The sequence below is a fragment of the Kangiella spongicola genome (assembly GCF_003194565.2).
GTDB lineage: Bacteria > Pseudomonadota > Gammaproteobacteria > Enterobacterales > Kangiellaceae > Kangiella > Kangiella spongicola.
This window is the reverse complement of record NZ_QICH01000001.1, coordinates 948,484-966,863: the sequence shown is the minus strand read 5'-3', so window position 1 is coordinate 966,863 and position 18,380 is coordinate 948,484. Positions and strand designations below refer to the sequence as shown.

Annotated in this window: 18 protein-coding genes; 6 read left to right on the top strand and 12 right to left on the bottom strand. The window is 42.2% G+C overall.

Features of this window, described 5'->3' with window-relative positions:
• Window positions 1-51: 51 nt before the first annotated feature.
• From DL796_RS04395 to tssC, 8 genes are all read right to left on the bottom strand, one after another.
• Complete coding sequence (locus DL796_RS04395) at window positions 52-525, bottom strand: Hcp family type VI secretion system effector (RefSeq protein WP_110200360.1); 474 nt, start codon at window positions 523-525, stop codon at window positions 52-54.
• A gap of 235 nt (window positions 526-760) precedes the next feature.
• Window positions 761-3,415, bottom strand: coding sequence for a type VI secretion system ATPase TssH (gene tssH, locus DL796_RS04390; RefSeq protein WP_227592962.1), 2,655 nt, complete (start codon window positions 3,413-3,415; stop codon window positions 761-763).
• A 21-nt stretch (window positions 3,416-3,436) separates the two neighbouring features.
• Window positions 3,437-4,426, bottom strand: coding sequence for a type VI secretion system baseplate subunit TssG (gene tssG / locus DL796_RS04385; RefSeq protein WP_110200356.1), 990 nt, complete (start codon window positions 4,424-4,426; stop codon window positions 3,437-3,439).
• Window positions 4,423-6,231 (bottom strand): type VI secretion system baseplate subunit TssF, encoded by a 1,809-nt coding sequence (tssF, locus tag DL796_RS04380; protein ID WP_110200354.1) that lies wholly within the window; start codon window positions 6,229-6,231, stop codon window positions 4,423-4,425. The genes tssG and tssF overlap by 4 nt, the downstream gene beginning before the upstream one ends.
• Window positions 6,221-6,715, bottom strand: coding sequence for a type VI secretion system baseplate subunit TssE (gene tssE, locus DL796_RS04375; protein WP_110200352.1), 495 nt, complete (start codon window positions 6,713-6,715; stop codon window positions 6,221-6,223). Before tssE ends, tssF begins: the two co-directional genes overlap by 11 nt.
• Entirely contained in the window at window positions 6,700-7,341 is a 642-nt protein-coding gene (locus DL796_RS04370; protein WP_170114210.1) for an OmpA family protein, read from the bottom strand. Before DL796_RS04370 ends, tssE begins: the two co-directional genes overlap by 16 nt.
• Window positions 7,342-7,370: 29 nt before the next feature.
• Entirely contained in the window at window positions 7,371-8,165 is a 795-nt protein-coding gene (locus DL796_RS04365) for a type VI secretion system accessory protein TagJ (protein ID WP_110200348.1), read from the bottom strand.
• Between the two features lie 2 nt (window positions 8,166-8,167).
• Window positions 8,168-9,613 (bottom strand): type VI secretion system contractile sheath large subunit, encoded by a 1,446-nt coding sequence (gene tssC, locus DL796_RS04360; protein ID WP_170114209.1) that lies wholly within the window; start codon window positions 9,611-9,613, stop codon window positions 8,168-8,170.
• A 215-nt stretch (window positions 9,614-9,828) separates the two neighbouring features.
• Here tssC and DL796_RS04355 point away from each other — a divergent pair, with 215 nt between their 5' ends.
• Entirely contained in the window at window positions 9,829-10,863 is a 1,035-nt protein-coding gene (locus tag DL796_RS04355) for a hypothetical protein (RefSeq protein ID WP_110200344.1), read from the top strand.
• On the top strand, window positions 10,860-11,447 hold the full coding sequence (locus tag DL796_RS04350) for a DUF1240 domain-containing protein (protein WP_110200342.1): 588 nt from the start codon (window positions 10,860-10,862) through the stop codon (window positions 11,445-11,447). The genes DL796_RS04355 and DL796_RS04350 overlap by 4 nt, the downstream gene beginning before the upstream one ends.
• Before the next feature lie 16 nt (window positions 11,448-11,463).
• Here the strand turns inward: DL796_RS04350 and DL796_RS04345 are convergent, their stop codons facing one another.
• The 3 genes from DL796_RS04345 to DL796_RS04335 are packed head-to-tail and all read right to left on the bottom strand — an operon-like array spanning window position 11,464 to window position 15,509.
• Window positions 11,464-12,120, bottom strand: coding sequence for a TetR/AcrR family transcriptional regulator (locus DL796_RS04345; RefSeq protein ID WP_110200340.1), 657 nt, complete (start codon window positions 12,118-12,120; stop codon window positions 11,464-11,466).
• Complete coding sequence (locus DL796_RS04340; RefSeq protein WP_406946416.1) at window positions 12,120-12,947, bottom strand: outer membrane lipoprotein-sorting protein; 828 nt, start codon at window positions 12,945-12,947, stop codon at window positions 12,120-12,122. Before DL796_RS04340 ends, DL796_RS04345 begins: the two co-directional genes overlap by 1 nt.
• Window positions 12,948-12,971: 24 nt before the next feature.
• The gene (locus DL796_RS04335; RefSeq protein WP_110200717.1) at window positions 12,972-15,509 is read right to left on the bottom strand and encodes an efflux RND transporter permease subunit; all 2,538 of its coding nucleotides are present in this window, start codon (window positions 15,507-15,509) and stop codon (window positions 12,972-12,974) included.
• 146 nt (window positions 15,510-15,655) lie between these two features.
• Between DL796_RS04335 and DL796_RS04330 the strand changes: the two genes are divergently transcribed.
• Window positions 15,656-15,997, top strand: coding sequence for a DUF3703 domain-containing protein (locus DL796_RS04330; protein ID WP_110200338.1), 342 nt, complete (start codon window positions 15,656-15,658; stop codon window positions 15,995-15,997).
• A 121-nt stretch (window positions 15,998-16,118) separates the two neighbouring features.
• Window positions 16,119-16,673 (top strand): DUF1415 domain-containing protein, encoded by a 555-nt coding sequence (locus DL796_RS04325; RefSeq protein ID WP_110200336.1) that lies wholly within the window; start codon window positions 16,119-16,121, stop codon window positions 16,671-16,673.
• A 14-nt stretch (window positions 16,674-16,687) separates the two neighbouring features.
• Here the strand turns inward: DL796_RS04325 and DL796_RS04320 are convergent, their stop codons facing one another.
• A complete protein-coding gene (locus DL796_RS04320; protein WP_110200334.1) occupies window positions 16,688-17,335 on the bottom strand; it encodes a uracil-DNA glycosylase family protein in 648 nt (215 codons plus the stop codon).
• A gap of 174 nt (window positions 17,336-17,509) precedes the next feature.
• On the opposite strand from DL796_RS04320, the gene DL796_RS04315 reads away from it, so the two are divergent.
• Both DL796_RS04315 and DL796_RS04310 read left to right on the top strand, forming a co-directional pair.
• Complete coding sequence (locus tag DL796_RS04315) at window positions 17,510-17,734, top strand: helix-turn-helix domain-containing protein (RefSeq protein ID WP_110200332.1); 225 nt, start codon at window positions 17,510-17,512, stop codon at window positions 17,732-17,734.
• 18 nt (window positions 17,735-17,752) lie between these two features.
• The gene (locus DL796_RS04310) at window positions 17,753-18,349 is read left to right on the top strand and encodes a hypothetical protein (RefSeq protein ID WP_110200330.1); all 597 of its coding nucleotides are present in this window, start codon (window positions 17,753-17,755) and stop codon (window positions 18,347-18,349) included.
• Window positions 18,350-18,380: the final 31 nt, after the last annotated feature.

Genomic DNA, 18,380 nt, shown 5'->3' with positions numbered 1-18,380 from the left:
AAAAGGGAGGCTGTAACCTCCCTCGTGTTTCTAATCAAACATCTGACGATATTAGATCATTGATGCTTTAGCCACGTCGTAACCATTGCTGATTGGGCTAGAAGCTTTGTGATCATCATCGTAAGGAGTGTACTTCTGTTCGATGCGAGTGAAGCTTAATGTAATTTCTTCGATAGGGCGCTCGCCATCAGTGTTCACACGGTAACCACTGATCATGCAATCCTTTAAAGAATATTCCATATAGTTTTCTAATGTATCGCCTGTTTTTGTTAAGTGTAGCTTTACAGGCTTACCTTTACCCACACATGCTTCTTTGAATAAGTATGGTGTAGTGTTGTCCATGTACTTAGTGATACGAAGCTCGCTCACGTCAGCTGAAGTCGCTTCACGATCTTTGCTAGTACCTACACGCGCAGTAATACCACGTTGTACGCCCCAGTCTAAAGATAGCAAGTCGATCCAGTCTTCGTGACCCTTTGCTGTCGCTTCGCCTTTAATGTTGTCGTAGTTCATAAATATAGACATGAAATTTTCTCCTTTTACCGTCCATATGTCAGTTCATGCTAACTGATTGAATTCAAGATATATCTTGCGTGAAAATAGATTCACAATCAGATATTACTAATCAATTCAAATATTTCAACTTATTTACGGTTTTATTTGTAAAAAGTAGAACTGATTCATAGAAACTAAAATTCTTTCTCAAACTGCTCAAAAAACACTTGATCTTATCCAACTTGTTTGACCAGATAATGATCTGCTAGATCCCGTTAAATATGAATTTACTGTTTTCTGCTGATATTTTCATATCCTTAATTTCTTGCTCGTTAACCATGGCATTCAGGAAATATTCGGATAACTCCGGCAGCAAGCTTTGATTAATAATCTTTTGGATGTTGCGAGCACCAGAGTCCACCTCAGTACATCGAGATACAATGCTAGATACAACACTATGATCAAACTCACAATTAACTTTGTACGAATCCTCGATTCTTGATGCGACTTTTCTAAGTTGAATACGAGAAATCTCTTCAAGCACTTCCTCGCCGAGCGGCATATAGGGCAGTAGTGTTGCTCTGCCGAGAAACGCTGGTTTGAAGGCTTTTAACAAATCTTCGTGAATTAATTTATTTAAAGCATCACCTTCAGGCATGGTCTCTGGATCCTCAGCGAGCTTCATGATGGTGTCAGTTCCCGCGTTAGAGGTCATAATGATTAAAGTGTTTTTAAAATCAATATCACGGCCTTCACCATCCTTTAACATGCCCTTATCAAAGACTTGGTAAAAGATATCTTGCACTCCTGGGTGAGCCTTTTCTATTTCATCCAGTAGCACTACCGAGTATGGCTTACGTCTCACAGCTTCCGTTAATACGCCACCTTCACCATAACCGACATAGCCTGGAGGAGAGCCCATCAGCAGTGATACTTTGTGCTCTTCTTTGAACTCAGACATATTAATGACAGTCATATTTTGCTCACTGCCATACATCTGCTCAGCCAAAGCCATAGCGGTTTCAGTTTTACCGACACCACTTGGGCCTGCCAATAAAAAGACACCGATAGGTTTAGTCGGATCCATCAGTTTAGCTGAAGACGTTTTCATGGCTTTAGCAATCCCTTTTAAAGCAGCGTCTTGTCCGACAACTCGCTTGCGCAAGGTATCTTCAAGCTTTAACGATACTCCAATAGAGCTTTTCTGCATTTTACCCACTGGAATTCCGGTCCAGTCCGAAACCACTTCAGCCACCACTCTCGAATCAACTTCGGCATAAACCATGGGTGACTCACCCTGCAGTTTTTCTAATTTATAGCGATATTCAGCAAGTTCCTGTAGCAAATCCGAAGAAGACACCTCTTCTGACTCATCAGAATGAGCCATGTCAACTTCTTCTTCCTCAGCTTCGCAGACAGCGCTAACTTGTTGTGAGATCAAAGTATTAATTTTGTCGACCAATTCTTTCTCTTGTTGCCAACGCCCTGCGACTGTATCAAGCTCTTCATGCAGTGCTTGTTGCTGTTGCTCTAGCTCAGTTAGTCGCTCGGAATGCGAACTTTCTCGATCAGCTTCTTTGCCTAATATTTCTACTTCACGTAGCGTTTCTTCAAGCTTTTTCTCTAATTGCTCTACCTGACGTGGTTTCGAATTTTGGCTCAGATTCACCCTTGCACAAGCCGTATCTAAAAGACTGACTGACTTATCAGGAAGCTGTCGCCCAGCGATATAGCGTTGTGATAATTTCACACTATCGACTAAGGCTTCATCCAATATTCGGACTTGATGATGCGCTTCCATAACGTCGGTCAGACCTCTCATAATGGCAATCGCTGTTTCTGTATCTGGCTCTTCCACTTTGACTACCTGGAAGCGACGCGTTAAAGCAGCATCCTTTTCAAAATATTTTTTATACTCAGCCCACGTTGTGGCTGCAATAACTCTGAGCTCACCGCGCGCTAATGCTGGCTTTAATAGATTGGCAGCATCATTCTGCCCAGCTGCCCCGCCAGCGCCAATCATGGTATGCGCCTCATCGATGAACAAGATAATCGGTTGCACCGAGCCTTTCACTTCATCGATAACGTTTTTAAGACGATTCTCAAACTCGCCTTTAACGCCAGCACCTGCTTGCAACAAGCCCATATCCAAGACGCGAACTGAGACATCGCGTAACACCTCTGGTACTTCGTTGGCCACAATTTTGCTAGCGAACCCTTCGATTACTGACGTTTTACCAACGCCTGCTTCACCCGTTAAAATTGGGTTATTCTGGCGACGACGGGTTAATATATCTGTTAATTGGCGGATTTCTTCTTCTCGCCCTAAGACAGGATCTAACTGTCCATCTCTTGCCTGCTGTGTTAAATCAACAGTGTACTGCTCTAATGCTGGCATACCCTTTGAGGCTGGAGTTTCTGATGAACTCTCAGACTGTCCAGCTTCACCACTTGCTTGAGTAATAACATCGAACTCTACCGACAACTGTTCATAATTAATTTTTTCGAGCTCTGGTGAAATACCACCAGTTAACATCGACAAACTATCATCTTTGAGTAATGCTAATAGCAAGTGACCTGTACGAACCTTAGCATCGGACTGCTCGATTGATGCTTGTAGCCATGATTGCTTAATCAAGCTTACCAAATAGGTTGATAATGCAGGCGGATGATCGTTTCCTGTTTTTAAGCGCTCTAAGGACTTATTTAAATCGCGCTTTACTTTCTCAACATTGATTCCAAAGTATTTAAGAATAAGGTCGAAATCCATATCACTGCTTTCTAAGATCTTTAGAAACCAGTGTTCTATTTCGACGTAAAAGTGACTTCTTGAAAGACACAAACCAGCAGAGCCCTCTAGACTGGTTTTACAAAATCCATTTAGCTTACCTACAAGCATTCTGAGTTCATTATTTGACACAGTTTTCTCCTAACTTAATCTTTAACAGTAATAATTGATTGTTTTTCCATGATCGGTGTTACTTCCCATCCAAGCGCTTGCTCCAAGTTTTGTCGCACCATCACCTTTATGAAGCCTTACTCTTTTACAATGAGCTTCTTTTACTTTTAATTTAAAATTAAAATCGTAGGCAGAGCCTACTTTCTTCTTGATCATTCTTTTCAATGTTTTGTACAGATCACCATTTGGCGTTAGCCGCTCGAATGACTCAGCATCCTTGATCTCTATTTCCACTTCAAAACCAGAGTTTAGATCCCAACAACGTCGCCCAAGCATGGTATTAACGCCAAGTTGATTAAAGCTTTCACCCTTATTAAAAGAACTCATTCGACTAAGCTGTTCTTCAGCTAGTTCAATCCACTTGCCCTTAAACTGGTTAATTCTCACAGGCAAATTGCTGATACTTTGAATCATGTGTTCTAACTTTTGAGCTGAAACTGTTTGGGCATAGGTTAATCCGCCAAAGTAAAAGTTCGATTGCTCAGCGTCGGGATAGGGTTCGCCTGATAGTGCTGACAACATCAGATCAAGCGCAGACTGGTACTGCTCTACATTAGCTTGGTAGGCTTTATCGGTATCTAGGCGATATTTAGCCCAACTACGGTACATCAGGCTGTTCGCCCGATGATTAAAAATGTCTATGAAATCTTTTAAGACCGTATTCTTATCTCGCAGGGTTTTCGCGACTGTTTCGGAATAATGGCAAGGCAATATTCCATTAGGCCCAGTTAGATTTAGCAAGCCCCCATTAATGGTGTAATGCTTACCGTCTTTGGCTTCACTTATCGAATCTATACTAGCGGCCATAGGCTCAAATGACTGCTGCGAGCTAAAGAGAATAGCCCCCTTCTCTAGCGAATTTAGGACTTTGCTTTGACACTTTCTAAAAAGCTGCTGCTCAATGGCAAACACTGCTGCAAACGGCTGTGAGCTATCGACAGCGTGAGTTAAGGAGAGGCTTAAATCACTCATAACAATTTCACCTTCCCATTAAGGACAGGCCATTGATACACTTTGTCGGTATGCCCCTGTAATCTAATCGCGAGCTTTACGTACGAATTGACCTGGCACAGCTGCGATAAAAAAACATTTAGAACACACCCAAAGAAATAAACGCTAGTTCCGGTGTAGTACTCATCATCGCACACTAATGTAATATCATTACCGTGGATGACGCCGGAATGACCTCCAATAACTGCGCGCGACACACTGGGTTCAATCGTTAACTGCTGGATCCCATCAATCATATTTTCGACTTCTGGCAATCCAAAAAAGTTATAAAGACTTAACAACTCTTTTAAGCCATCAACACCCTGCTCTGATAAATAGCTTAAGTTAATATGACGTGCCAGTTGCCATCTTGATTGATCGTTGATCTGTGGTCGCTTTGGCTTTGTTAGACTTGATTCCAGTTTTATTTGATCGATAGTTGGTGTGGGCTTGGCAAATAATATTTGGCAGCCGCCTTCCGATAAGCGTAGTTTATTCGGTAAGTTTCGGTTACTGCACTCAGTCACAAGCTGTAAGAATTTTGGGCGTGGTTGATGCTCTTTGCCTTGCCCAATTAGCGTTATAATCGTATCGAGTCCAGCAGAGACTTTACCCCCCGCCATTGTCGCCGTTTCTCGATGAAAATTCCAAACCCATGACTGTTGCTTATCGTTATTGGGCTTGTAGATGGGTAGCAAGGTTTCTTTATCACCCTTTTCATCAATACTATTGACCTGTTTAATATGGTGCACTTCATAGCTGTCTGGTTGCCCTGCCGAAGGTCGCACTTTATAGTCATTAATCGCAGCTTCCACGTCAATAAGTTCTGGCGTATGCTCAAACAGATTTATGGCTGCGCTAGCACCCAATACAAAGTTTTTAGGTGTCAGATATTGCTCAAGCTCGGCGTAATGTTCACGGCAATAGAGCGTTATTTCTTTCTCAGTTCCACCTTGAGCAAACCTTTGGTCGAACCCCTCTATTTCAAAAAATAAGAATTTATCCGGAGTATGGTAAAACTCTGAGAGAACTCGATAACCCGAAAAGCTTTTTTTGTCATAGGGAATTACGCTCTCTTCATCTGCAAATCCCACCTGCTTGATACTGCTTTTGCTCAACACTTTTTTGTTTTGCGGATCGCTCTTATCAGCAATCGTCAACAGCACACAATCATTATGAATAAGTTCAAACAGCTTCGCTGTATATTCCTGTTGCCCCTTCAAAAAGCAACGCAAGCGCGGCATCACAAAACCTTCGTCGTCGAGATTGTTGCTGGTAGCGACTACATCTATTTTTAGACGGGATTGAACTTTAATGCGTCTATTCGGTAATTCTGGGAACTCAAACGGTAAGCCACTGTAAGAAACTTTATCGATAGTCACAGGATACAGCGTTGTTTCATAGCAAGTTCTGAAGCGACATTCAGTCATGCCACTTTGTATAGCCCTAAAGCGAGTGCCACGCTCAATGATGTAAGGTTTATCTGTTCCCTCTTTAAGACGGAAGGAAAAAACCCCTGTTGCTGGCAATGGTGCAAAATAATCAGGGTACAAGACACTGAAAATCGACTGCGTCAATTGTGGTAAGCCAGCATCAATATTTTGTTGCACTCGAGCAGTTAAAAAGGACACTGCCTCGATCAACCTAGCGACATGAGGGTCTTCTATATTTGTTTCGCTTAAGCCTAAATTACCAGCCACTTTAGGATGTTTTTTGGCAAATTCCTTAGAGTAACTCCTGAAGTAAGATAGTTCCTTATTGTAGTAGCTCAGCAGATTATCCTTCATGCTCTAATTCCTTCACGCTAAACAAATGATCCACTGGGTTTAATTTTGTTTGGAACGATAGCCGTTCTTTTTCTTCTTCTAGAATTAAATTCGCCGTGATCATTAATCGCACAACTCTATCGATTGGGTCGCTGTTATCCAGTATCCGTACTTTGACTTTTTCAAGCCGTGGTTCAAATTGCTCTATTAAATCTCGTATCTCATAACACAAAATATCTTTGTCACCTGGGTAGGTTAGATTTTTGGTCGAAAAGTCCGCCAACCCATAGTTCACCGATGACACTTTTAATTCATTCAGAGAGCCATCAAACCTGTTCCAGTCTAACTTAGTGTTCAGCAAAGCTTCGATATCACGACATACCATTTTCTTGTAATGCTCATAGGGATCATAGTAGTGACTTTTTACTTCGTCATCCACTAACACATCAAATAATGAGCCCCGCAATTCTGGGATATCGCCTGGCTTTATCACGGTTGTAAACACTCTCTACCATCAAAATAAGTACTAATGTGTAATTCAACTCTACGGTTTTTTGCGCGACCTTCCGCAGTGGCATTACTAGCGATAGGTTTTTTCTCACCCAAACCGCAAGCTTTTAGTCGCTCGATATCAATGCCGCGTAACACCAAATTAGACAAAACGCTTTCTGCTCTATTTTTCGAGAGCTTTAAGTTGTATTTTGCTGAACCGACGTTATCGGTAAAACCAACCACAGTGACGGTACTTTTGTCATACACATTCAGTAGACTTGAGATTCTATCGAGTAGGTCTTTCGCGTTACTGGTTAACACTTCGCTATCTGTTCTAAAGACATCTTTTCCTTTTAAGCGGAGCGTGACATCATAAAACTCAGAATCCGCATAGCGTATAACCTGGATCTGCTCTTCATTAATGAAGTTGCGATAGAATGAGCTATCAATAATCTTCATATATTCTTCAGCAGACACGACTTCCTTTTGATAGACAAAAGTTTTGCTGGCCTCAGACTTTCGTTTTTTCGCCAGATAACGCTCTTCTTCCGTCATTGGCCCAAACGAAAATGTTTCCTTTAAAAACTGGCATCCGGATAAAGATACGACTGCTACTAATGCTAATAGAAATACTCTCATGTTAATTCCCGTTACTGGGTTCATTATATTTAGTGATTAAATTCAATACTGTTTATTTCTAGAATTGAAACAGCTTCATCTCCTACAAGATATGATTTTTGGCCGTAACCACGCATTGCCTCTGTATTTTCATACTCTTGCCATTCTGTGACTCTTGCTAAGCGGTGCTGATCCGACTCTGTGGTGATATAAGTCACTGGAATATAAACTTCGCCTTGGGTTCCATCGTTTAAAATCAGATCGGCTTTACGCCATAAGTAATCGATTGGTTGCTTGGTTTCCTCAAATACGATTGATGATATCGACCCATTTGCAACCCAATAATAGTTTCCATTTGGCGCTAAAACCTCCAAGAATCCACCATTCAAGTCATCTAAATCTCTAAAGTCATCAAACGACTTATTCTCGTCATTCCAGGTTCCTTTAACCGCTTTTCTCGCCGTTTCTGCTTCCTCTAATGCTTTAGAGAATGATTCGGTATCGCCTTCGCGAAGTGCTGCTATCGCAGTAATATGCTTTTCCATTAGTGGCGATAATTCACCGACAACTTTCGGTGGACGTCCTTCCTCATAGAAGTCCTTACGATGCTGCGCAGCACGAATTAGATTGCGCCAATTCGCCACTTCCATCACAAACTTTGGCTCAAGCGTGGAGAGCAAGTCCAGTTGCTTATCTGCTCGCTCATAATCACCAGCTACGCATAACATTTGTCCAAATAGCATACGTTTGTAATGCTGATCAGGGTTCTCCTTTATTGCCTCTACGAGCTCATCGATACACCCTTTTATATCCCCTTCACTGTACTTTGCTGAAAAGCTTTCCATTCCTAATTTCCTCTTTTACTTTGGACAATTTCCGTTGTTAATTGAATACTTGACGTTAAGTTATCTAGTTGGAAGTGTGGCCGTATATGGATATCACACAACATATAACCAGGCTTATCCGGTCGCTCGGCCACAGTTACTCTAGCTTCGCGCAACGGATATTTTGCTTTAAGTTCAACCGATGCATCGTCATTCGCAGTGGTGTATTTCAACAACCATTGCTGTAAAAAATCTTCACACTCACTCTCATTGGCAAAAGTTCCCACCTTTTCACGACAGATTACCTTGATGTAATGCGCGAATCGCGACACACATAAGGTGTACTGCATCATGCTCGACATGGCGGCGTTAGTCGTCGCCACCGTATCGCTATAACTTGGTGGTCGCTGCAATGAGTTGTTGCCATAAAAGGCGATATAAGGTGTCCGTGGTATCGCCATCGCTGGTATAAATCCATTAGAATGCAGCTGTTGCTCTAAACTATCCGTTATTTGTACCGCTAGGGGTGCTATCTCTGTGGCTTGATCTACTGGTGATAATTCCACCGGCAAATCAGTCACAACACCGCCACCAATCTGGCCACGGGTGACACCACGAATCGAAGCGAACCAGCCGTACTCAGAAAAAGCCCGCATCACGGTAGTAGCAAACGCAAAGACCGCATTACCCCATAATCTATCGCTGGTATTATTAATTTGTTCTTTAAACACAAAGCCATCACAGCGACTGCCATCGTCTTGATACTGTTTGCGCATTAATACATCTGGCAACACCACACCAATAAAGCGAGAGTCATCACTTTCCCGTAGACTGTTCCACGCGCGGTACTCACTCTGTTTCATCATGTCCGCCACCTGCATTAAAGGCGACAACTCACGATATTGATCGACCCCAAAGAAGCTTGGTTCAACGCTACAAAAAAATGGCGCAAAAGCCGCCGCAGCAACCCCCGACATCAACTGCAATACCTCTAAATCAGTGATGCCAACTTCTGGCCGTGGTTTTAGTCGTACACGGTAACAACCGAGCAATATAGAGTACGGCTCACCACCAGGGTTATCGTATTCGTCAGCGTAAACCTTCTTGAATATCTCACTTTGATCAAAATCAATCGCTCGGGACAAATCCTTCCCCAACTGAGCAAGACTGATATCCAAAACTTTAATTTTTGTCGAACGCGCTGATTTTGCTAACGATCGTTCGCTACAAAGAAAATATAATCCCCGCCAGTTTGCCTCTAGTTCCTGAAACCTAGGATGGTGAATGATGGCGTTTACTAATTGATTGATTTTCTTATCAATTTGTAAAACCAAGATTTGCAGTTGCGTCTCTATTTTCGCCCAATCATCCACTGGGGCTTGCCCCTCATAATCATCGTACGAACGACCAGGAGCCTTCTTTATCTCAGATTTTTGCAGCAAAACTTTATTGTCATTATTCTTATTCAAGGCCCTGAACCCACTGTTATCCCTGTGTATTTTTACTAACTGCAGAATAATAACACTTCAACAAGCATAAAAAAAACCAGAAGTGTGATACTTTTCTTAAATATACCTTAAAATACACAAATATTTATCTTGACAGTTGGGTTTGTGCCTATTTTGGGTTAGCATCCTGCGCGAAGTGCGATTAATTAAAAGGAAATGATAATGAATGGATTCGAATGCGACAAAATATCAAGACTAAGGAATACCTTAACCGCAATAAGCCTAAGCCTTATTCCCCACTGCCAGTAGATGTTCTGTTAAAGAAAAACCAACATACGCTGGTGGTTATGACTCCCGATGAGTTCTTGGACTTCTTTGTAAGGTACTATAAAAAGAAGGGCTTAAGCGATAATGATATCGTGTTGTTGGTTATTGCAAAGTTAGTGGCTAAAGGTCATAGTGATGCAAAGCGGATTCAAGAAGACTGGGAAGAAAACCGGGATAACATAAAAACCGCAGGAGGCTTTCTCCCTACTATAGCCGATGCCAAAGCTCTCTCCATCCTAGCTTATGATTTAAAGCGAGGTAGAAACCTTTGGAGCAATTTTCGCATCCAAAACACTGCCGGCACGAGTTACATTATTCTCGAGGGCAACCATCGCCTCCGCCAGCACCTCACTGGAACTCGGTATTTAGCCAATAACCCTAAAGTAGTCAGCATGGGGCTAGGCCAAAAGGGCGCTAATAAAGCTATTCGTGGCGGCGGAGTCGTTACTGTAGTATTTTCAGTATTCTTCCATGGCATGGATCAGTTAATGTATGATGAACTGACCTGGCATCATTTTGTCGGTGGCTTAGCAGCCGATGTTGTTATTGCAGCTGCTGCAGCGGGTATAACATGGGCAGCGGTTGTTGGACTTGCTGCTTTAGGTGTAGTGATAGGCCCTCTTGCTGCAGTTTTATTCGTAGGCACGGCTGCAAGTCTCGGATTAAGTTTTTTATTCTCTAAGAAGTTATCAAAACTATTTTCTGATAGCTTAAAGTCTATTGAAGACTATCTAAAAATTAAACCACTATCTGCTGGAAAAGTTATTTTGTTAGCAAGCAACTTTGGCAAAGTATCATTAGAGAATACTTTAACCCAACTTACCTTAGATATAAAACAAGCTAAGAATGAGCTTCCACAAAACTTAAGATATTCTCATAAAGATCCTCAGGGTTTCTTTCATCGTGTATTTGGTGTTCCAGACACAAGGAATCTTTTTAAGTGACAAATAACAAGTCTGGTTATATTGACAGTAAATCAAAAGAACTTAAGGTTGCATCTTATATAAACATTTTATCGTGTTTGTCTTTGATGTTCTTTGCATTGTATTATATTGAGCCTTTCACGACAGGGCTTTTCAATCGTATTTACAATGGTAGCTACTATGTTGAAGCTACCAAATTTGGTCTTTTTTTAATTTTGGGGATACCAGCATTACTTTCTCTAACTATCTCTTCTGTGCTTTTAGTCATTAATCAGCTAAAAAAATCTTTAGGTCGTAAGCTAGGGTTAACTTTCGTCATATTTGCTTTATTAGCCCTTATCAGCAGCTTCATTATGTGGCCAATCATTAATCATCAACTTGACAAGCATAACTATAGTTATTGCTTTCATTATACTGGCAGCAATATGTTCAGCCCTCCGGTTTATGTCAAGCATCCAAGCTACTGCCACAAAGGCGCTCGTGGTGTCACTAAGGAGCTTTTCGTTTGGTTTGATGAGCAGGAAGCGGCTGGGGTTGAGCTGAAACCCATTGAGGTACAGCAGAAAATTCAAGAGCTTAAGCAAGAGAAAGGAACGGATTGGTAGTATTATTTGTGTTTGCTTAGGCTCTAAGGCTTTCTAAATAGTCTTGCAGGCATTCTCCAGCGTCATAAAACGCTTCATCACTCATGTAGCATTTACATTGTCCTATAATGCCTTCCATTGTGGCGATTAAGAACCGGGCTACATTTTTTGGTTTTAATGAAGACTTAACCTGTTCAAGTCGTTGCCCTCGCTCTAAAAGCTCAGCGAGTGCTTGATGCCATTCATCCCAGATTGCAACAATTCGTGTTCTGAAAGATTCATCAAGCGGCGACATTTCTTGTGTTAGGTTGTTTAGTGGACACCCTGTATGCAGTTCACAGGCCGTCATTTCGTCGCGAGCTTCTTTTAGCAGTTCGATTAAGCCGTCAATTGAGTGATCGATATTTTGTAACGGCGTTATCCAACGCTCATAAATCCAAGGCCTCAATACTTCGTCAATAACCGCGTGGCCAAGCTCTTTTTTGCTTACGAAGTGATGATAGAATGCGCCCTTCGTCAGTCCGGTTTTCTTCAAAACTCCGTCTACACGGAGACCTTGATAGCCCTTAAGAAGAATCTCCTCAAAGGCTGTATCAAGTATTTTCTGACGCGTTACATCGGCATTCCTAGTGCTGAGCTTGTCAGCACTTTTGTCGATAGTGTCACACGCTATCTTGTTTACATCCACAGTCATTATCGCGCTCTTTTTAAACTGCTTTTGTTAAAGTCTTTTTCATCCAGTCCAGTGTTAAACTGATAGTCCGACCATGTCACTACGGTACTTTTGCCCGTTTGGTGATTTGTCATCACTTGTTTGTGACCACGCCAGAACTTGTCTAGATAAAGCTTATAATCAGACACGTTCATGGTTTTAAGCGCGTCGCCCTTCTGGTCGAAGAACTCGATGCGATGAACCCTAAAATGCTCTTGATCGACCCAGGTAATGGTCTTGCTATAACCCGAGTTATCATACTTTGGGTATGATTCAACAACATACACTTTCTCTCCATTGAGCTCGTCTTCGCGTACAAATTTATAGTCATACTTTTCCACTTCGAACGATGACAAATCTTCATAGGCAAATTCACTACCCATCCAAGGCCCTGATTTGTTTGACGAAGAAATGCGCTTCACACGCTTTAGCGCTGGCAAGTATAGCCACTGGTCATCATTACCTTTGATGTGCGAATAGGTTAAAAATGCAGTTCCTTCGACATCTCTTGGTTCATCAAAAATACTCAGCCCTTTATCGCCATCGCCCTCGACTTCTAAGCTTTTCACGCGTACTTTGCGGTCTGTTTCACTACCGCCCTTGTCGCGCAATGTCATGATCATCTTTGCTTCGCTATCGCCCCAGCCGGTATTATGAGCCTTCATTTCTTGTGCGATGGCTAGGCCTTTTTGTTGTGGTTCGCTGATTTCTGCGATGCGCTTATTCGCCTCGCCTGCCTGAACGTTGCTACTGGCTAACAAAACGCTAGCCGTGATTAATAGACTTTGTATTACTTTACTTTTCACCAATAACTCCTTATTGATTGTTTCAATTTAAACTTTTTTGCTTCGATTCTTTCTATCAGTCAGCATCAGTAGCGGCGGTAATAGCAAGAAATCAATAATTAATGCTGCCGCCAAGGTTATGGCAGTCAAAATACCCATGTGGCTGTTCATCACATAATGTGACATGCCCAAGACTAGGAAGCCTAACACTAAGACAATTGTTGTAACGGTTAGTGCCATACCCACTGTTTGGAAGGCGTATTTTACAGCTTGATGCGAGTCTAGGCCTTTCTCACGCCGCGCACGCAAATACTTACTCAAAAAATGCACCGTATCATCGACCACAATACCCAGCGTCATGCCTGTCACTACCGACAAGCCCATGCCAACTTGGCCTTGGAAGATGCCCCAAATTCCGAATGCAACGGCCATGGGAATAATATTTGGGATTAAGCTCAGGAGTCCTAGCTTAAAGGACTTTAATGCAATCATGAGTAGCAATGAAATTAGCACCAACGCCCAAGCAGTCCCTTTTAGCATGGAATAAATATTATTTTGCCCAACGTGGGCGAACATGACCCCAGGACTTGACCCTAGTACTTCGTAATCTGGTGCATTCTGCTCGAACCAGGTGGCGAAACGCTCTTCAAGTTCTAATACTTCTAGGCTCGATAAGTTGTGTAACGCAATCTGTACCCGCGTTCCAGCTTTATCACTGCTCACCTGATTGGTTAAGTCCATTCCTTTTGGTAACGACATTTCGTACATTAGCGTAAACTGTGCGGTCAACTCACGGATCCGCGTATTAAGGTCAACGCCCTCTTCCGGCTCTTTAAGCACCTCATTACAGTTTTCACTCAAACTTTTTTCGGGCAAGGCATAACACTCATCACGATCGGCATTCATACTTTTGTTCAGACGCTTCATGACATCGGTGTAACTTTGCACATGAATCACTTCCGGCTGCGCCTCGGCATACTCCACAAAGTCCTGTAGTGTTGCCATAAATTTCGGTTCATGGATGCCATTCTCAGAGCCACTCTGCACACTATAAAACATCGTGTAGAGACCAGTTAAGTGTTCAGTGGTGTAATCCGAGTCTACGCGGAAATCTATAGTTTCATCGAAGTATTTTACGAACTCATCGTTCAGTTCATTCTTTGGCAAGAATGCTATGATGCCAATACAAATTACCGTCATTAATGGTAATAACAACTTACGCTTAGCCACCACAAAGTTTGCAAACTGATCCATTTTTTCATGCTTGGTCGAGCGGCCAGGAGTGACCTTTGTTGGCATTAGTATGGTAAATGCTGGCAAGAATGTAATGGAGAAGATAAATGCAAATATCACCCCAACCGCAACAACGTTACCGAGATCTTGTAGCGGTGGCACATCGCTAAAATTCATGGTCAAGAAACCAATCACCGTGGTAATACTGGTTAAGAAAATCGGCATCATATTGATACGAATACTCTCGACCATAGCGTCCTTTTTGCCCATGCCGTTACGCAGGTTTTGCATATAGGTCACAAGCAAGTGCACTGAGTCCGCCACTGCCATTGTGGCCACCACCGTCGGTACAGAGAACACTGGTGCGGTGAGGAAAATCCCAAGCCAGCCTTCCACGCCCATGGCGCCTGCAATTGAAAAAATGATAACCAAGACACTGCCAATGGTACCGCTGACACTGCGCACCATAAAAAACAGCGCCAGAGGTATCACCAAAAGCAACATGATCGGCGTTAATGTCATCATGTCGCCAAGTCCTGTCTCGGCAAATGCGGTGTTCATCATCACCACGCCAGTTAGACGAACTTCTAAGTTAGGGTTGCGCTCTTCCACCTGCTTTTGTAACTGGCGCACATGATCAGCGACCTTTTTCGTTGCGGTCAGGATCTCAAGTTTCTTCTCTTTCCAGGCTTCGCCTTCCAAACCTTCGAGATCTTTATCATCCGGCATCTGTACCGTGATGTTTACCGCCGTTACTGTGCCCTCTGGGTTAATCATCCGATTAACCACTTGTGGCTCGTTGACCACAATATTTTCTAGACGCTTAAGTTGTTTCTCGCTTAGGCCATCGATCATGTCAGCTGTAACGGACTGGTGCTCACAAGTACTATCAAAGTCAGCTGACTTTGCAGGCACGCAGAGCAAAGCACCAACCAACATATAATCTTCGTCTTCTGGCGTGACCCAGGTGTGTTGATAGTTGGTTATCGAATCGACACGTGTGGAGTAAGGGGTTTGCCATGCCTCTTCTGTCAGCCACTGCCCCGTTTTAAGGGTGCTTTTATCGAACACCCTGCCCTCTTTAGGCGTCAACACCATCATCACATTATCGGCTTTATTATAGGTATCTTGAATGTGATCAAATGCTATTAACTGGGCGTTATCTTCTTCGAAAAACACCCTATAATCAGGCTTTATCTCTAAAAACTTCGCACCATAAAGCGCCCCTAATAATAAGGCGATGGATGCCAACAGTACCAGCCATGGATAATTTACAACGAAACGCGCGAATTTGATGGTTTTTGTCACGTCTTTTGACGATCGACTTTCATCGGATTGAGCTTGCTTTGACATGATATACCCTTTCTCTTTAAAGCCGACGCTTACAACGAGGTAAAAGCGACATAAAGAGCTCTGATCAGTCATTAAAATGAGTTGCTATTTAATAACAAACCAACTAGTCTGTCAAACAACCAAAACAAAATTTTCGCCCCCTGCTTATGACTAAGTTGAGCCTCAAAGAAAAGTATTTAGAAGAGTTGGAGCAAGGAAAGCAACTGTTTGATAATAAAGACTATTTTCCCGCTTTTTACCACTTTGAACGCGCCCACATTCTCGGCCAGCCCCACTATTTTCGCCATGTACGAAGCCATTATTGGATGCTTCGAGTTGGCATCAAAAAAGCTCAGTTTCGTGAAATAGTCGGTCAAATTATTCGTATTTTCGGCTCTGTGGGCTCATTGTTTGGACAATACCCTGTCGGCAACACAGGCGGCGCGAATGTATCTCCCTTTAAGCCCATGCCAATTCCTGAGGATTTAAAGCCATATTTAGAGCAGTAAACGCCACTGATTCATAGTCATTTACGCTGCAGCTCTGCCAATAAAACTCTTTAAAGCTTCACAAAGACTTCTTTTAACTGGACTGCTACAATCGGGGTAACTCAAATCAAGCAGCAAACTAATGGTCGATCTTCCTAAAGACAACATCATCGCAAGCGTACGTTATTGGCTCTCGCAAACCGTTATCGGTTATAACTTTTGTCCATTCGCGCGTCGTGAATTTGTTAAAAACACCATTGAATATACCGTATCTTCGTCGAATAGCATCGAACCTGTGCTCTATGAGCTGGTTGATGAACTTAAAAAGCTTGATGAAAAAAGTACCATTGAAACCAGTTTGATTATCTTGCCACAAGGCTTTGAATCGTTTGATGATTATCTCGACTTAGTCGATTACAGCAACCAATTGTTAGGACGCTTGGAATATAGCGGTATCTACCAAATAGCGACTTTTCATCCTGACTACTGCTTTGATGGGTTGGAGCAAGACGATCCAGCGAATTACACCAACCGATCGCCCTACCCAATGCTGCACATTCTCAGGGAAGCCAGCCTAGATCGTGCCCTAGAAAACTATGACGATCCTGAGTCTATTACGGACAACAATGTTAATTTGGCACGCGAGAAAGGTGTTACGGAATTTAAAGATATCTTGAGAAGGTCGTTCAAACAATAAGTGTTAAGCGAACATTATTTTAATACAGTTGCAACTTTCTTTTGTAAATCGGGAAGCAACTCTGCTTCAAACCAAGGGTTTTTCTTCAGCCATATATTATTGCGTGGGCTAGGGTGGGGCAGAGGAAAGTAACTGACGCTGTCCATCAGAAAAAGCTTATGATTTTTATCGACGTTAATGTCAATTAACTGATTATCATGGTTGCTTTGAAACTTTTGCCAACTTTTAACGACTGGCGTGATAGCTTGTGATTTTTTAATTCCAAGATGCCACTGTAGGGCGTATTGGCCAATCACCACCACCAATTCCAATTGTTTTAACTGACTCAGCAACTTATTTTGCCATGTTTTAGCACAAATAGGGCGAGGAGGGAGATCACCTGATTTTCCTTTGCCTGGGTAGCAAAAACCCATAGGTAATATCGCAAACTGTTGCGGATCATAAAAAGTTTCTTCATCCACGCCGAGCCACTGCCTAAGGCGCACCCCACTGGCGTCATCAAAAGGGCGTCCCTTTGCATGAGTTACTTGGCCTGGGGCTTGTCCTGCGATTAGTATCTTAGCGTCGGGATGAAACTGCAAAATAGGTTTTGGCCCCAATGGCAAGTCATCACAAATAGTGCAGGATAAAACCTCGTCAATTAACTTTTGTTTTTCTTCCATAGGTTGCCTGCTTTGTACCAATTAGTTGGGTTAATTATCTAATCGTAACAACTAATTTAGTTGATACCAAATGGTGCTACGCGGCATAGCATAAAATATGATTAACATTTATTATTTTACGTTTATCGTAAAATATATATTGACATACATTAATTGTGACTATATTCTCAAACCATGAAAATACAAATTAACCTTGATGTTGAGATGGCAAAAAACAAAATGTCACTCAAAGAACTATCACAAAACATCGGTATATCCATGACTAACTTATCTTTGCTGAAGAACGGTAAGGTCAAAGCCATACGTTTCTCGACCCTAGAAGCTATATGCAAAGAATTGTCATGCCAACCCGGCGATATTCTCGAATATGTCGATACCGACTCGACTGTAACGGACTAACACAATATGGAGACCACAATGAAGCGTGACTATTTATTACCGGGTATCGTAGCGATATCCCTTGCCATTATATTCCCTGTTTATTGGGTGCTGATGTTCAATTCCCGACTAGATCAAGTCGCCAACTGGGCGGGGCTTATTGAATCCAAGTTAGATATTTATAGTTGGCTATTCTTAGTGATTGGTGCAATTTCTATCTACCTATATGCCTACTTCAAAAAGATTTTGCACGATCAGCTGAACTTTAAGGCTATTGACGTTCTTTTGACTTTATTAATCATCAATTCAGCCATCTTTTTCACTGGCGTATTTATTGCAGATGTACTTTCTTATTATGGATTAGCGCACGGCTGGACTACCGCTGGCGTACACATTTTCAGCGTTATTTGTATGGTTATTTTCGGCATACTGGATATAGTTATTGGCGTTGTTTTGCTGGCACATAGCAAACAATTACCTACATATCTAACCATTTTAGCCGCCATTTCAATACTTTTAGGGTTGTTTGAGATAAGCGTTATTTTTAGCATTGCGTCGATTATTATTTTCCCAATCTACCTACTGTTTTTAGCGATAGTGTTCTTACGCAAGCCTGAAACTGTAGAAGTGGTTTAGTAAAACTTAGCGCCAACAATGCGCCACTATC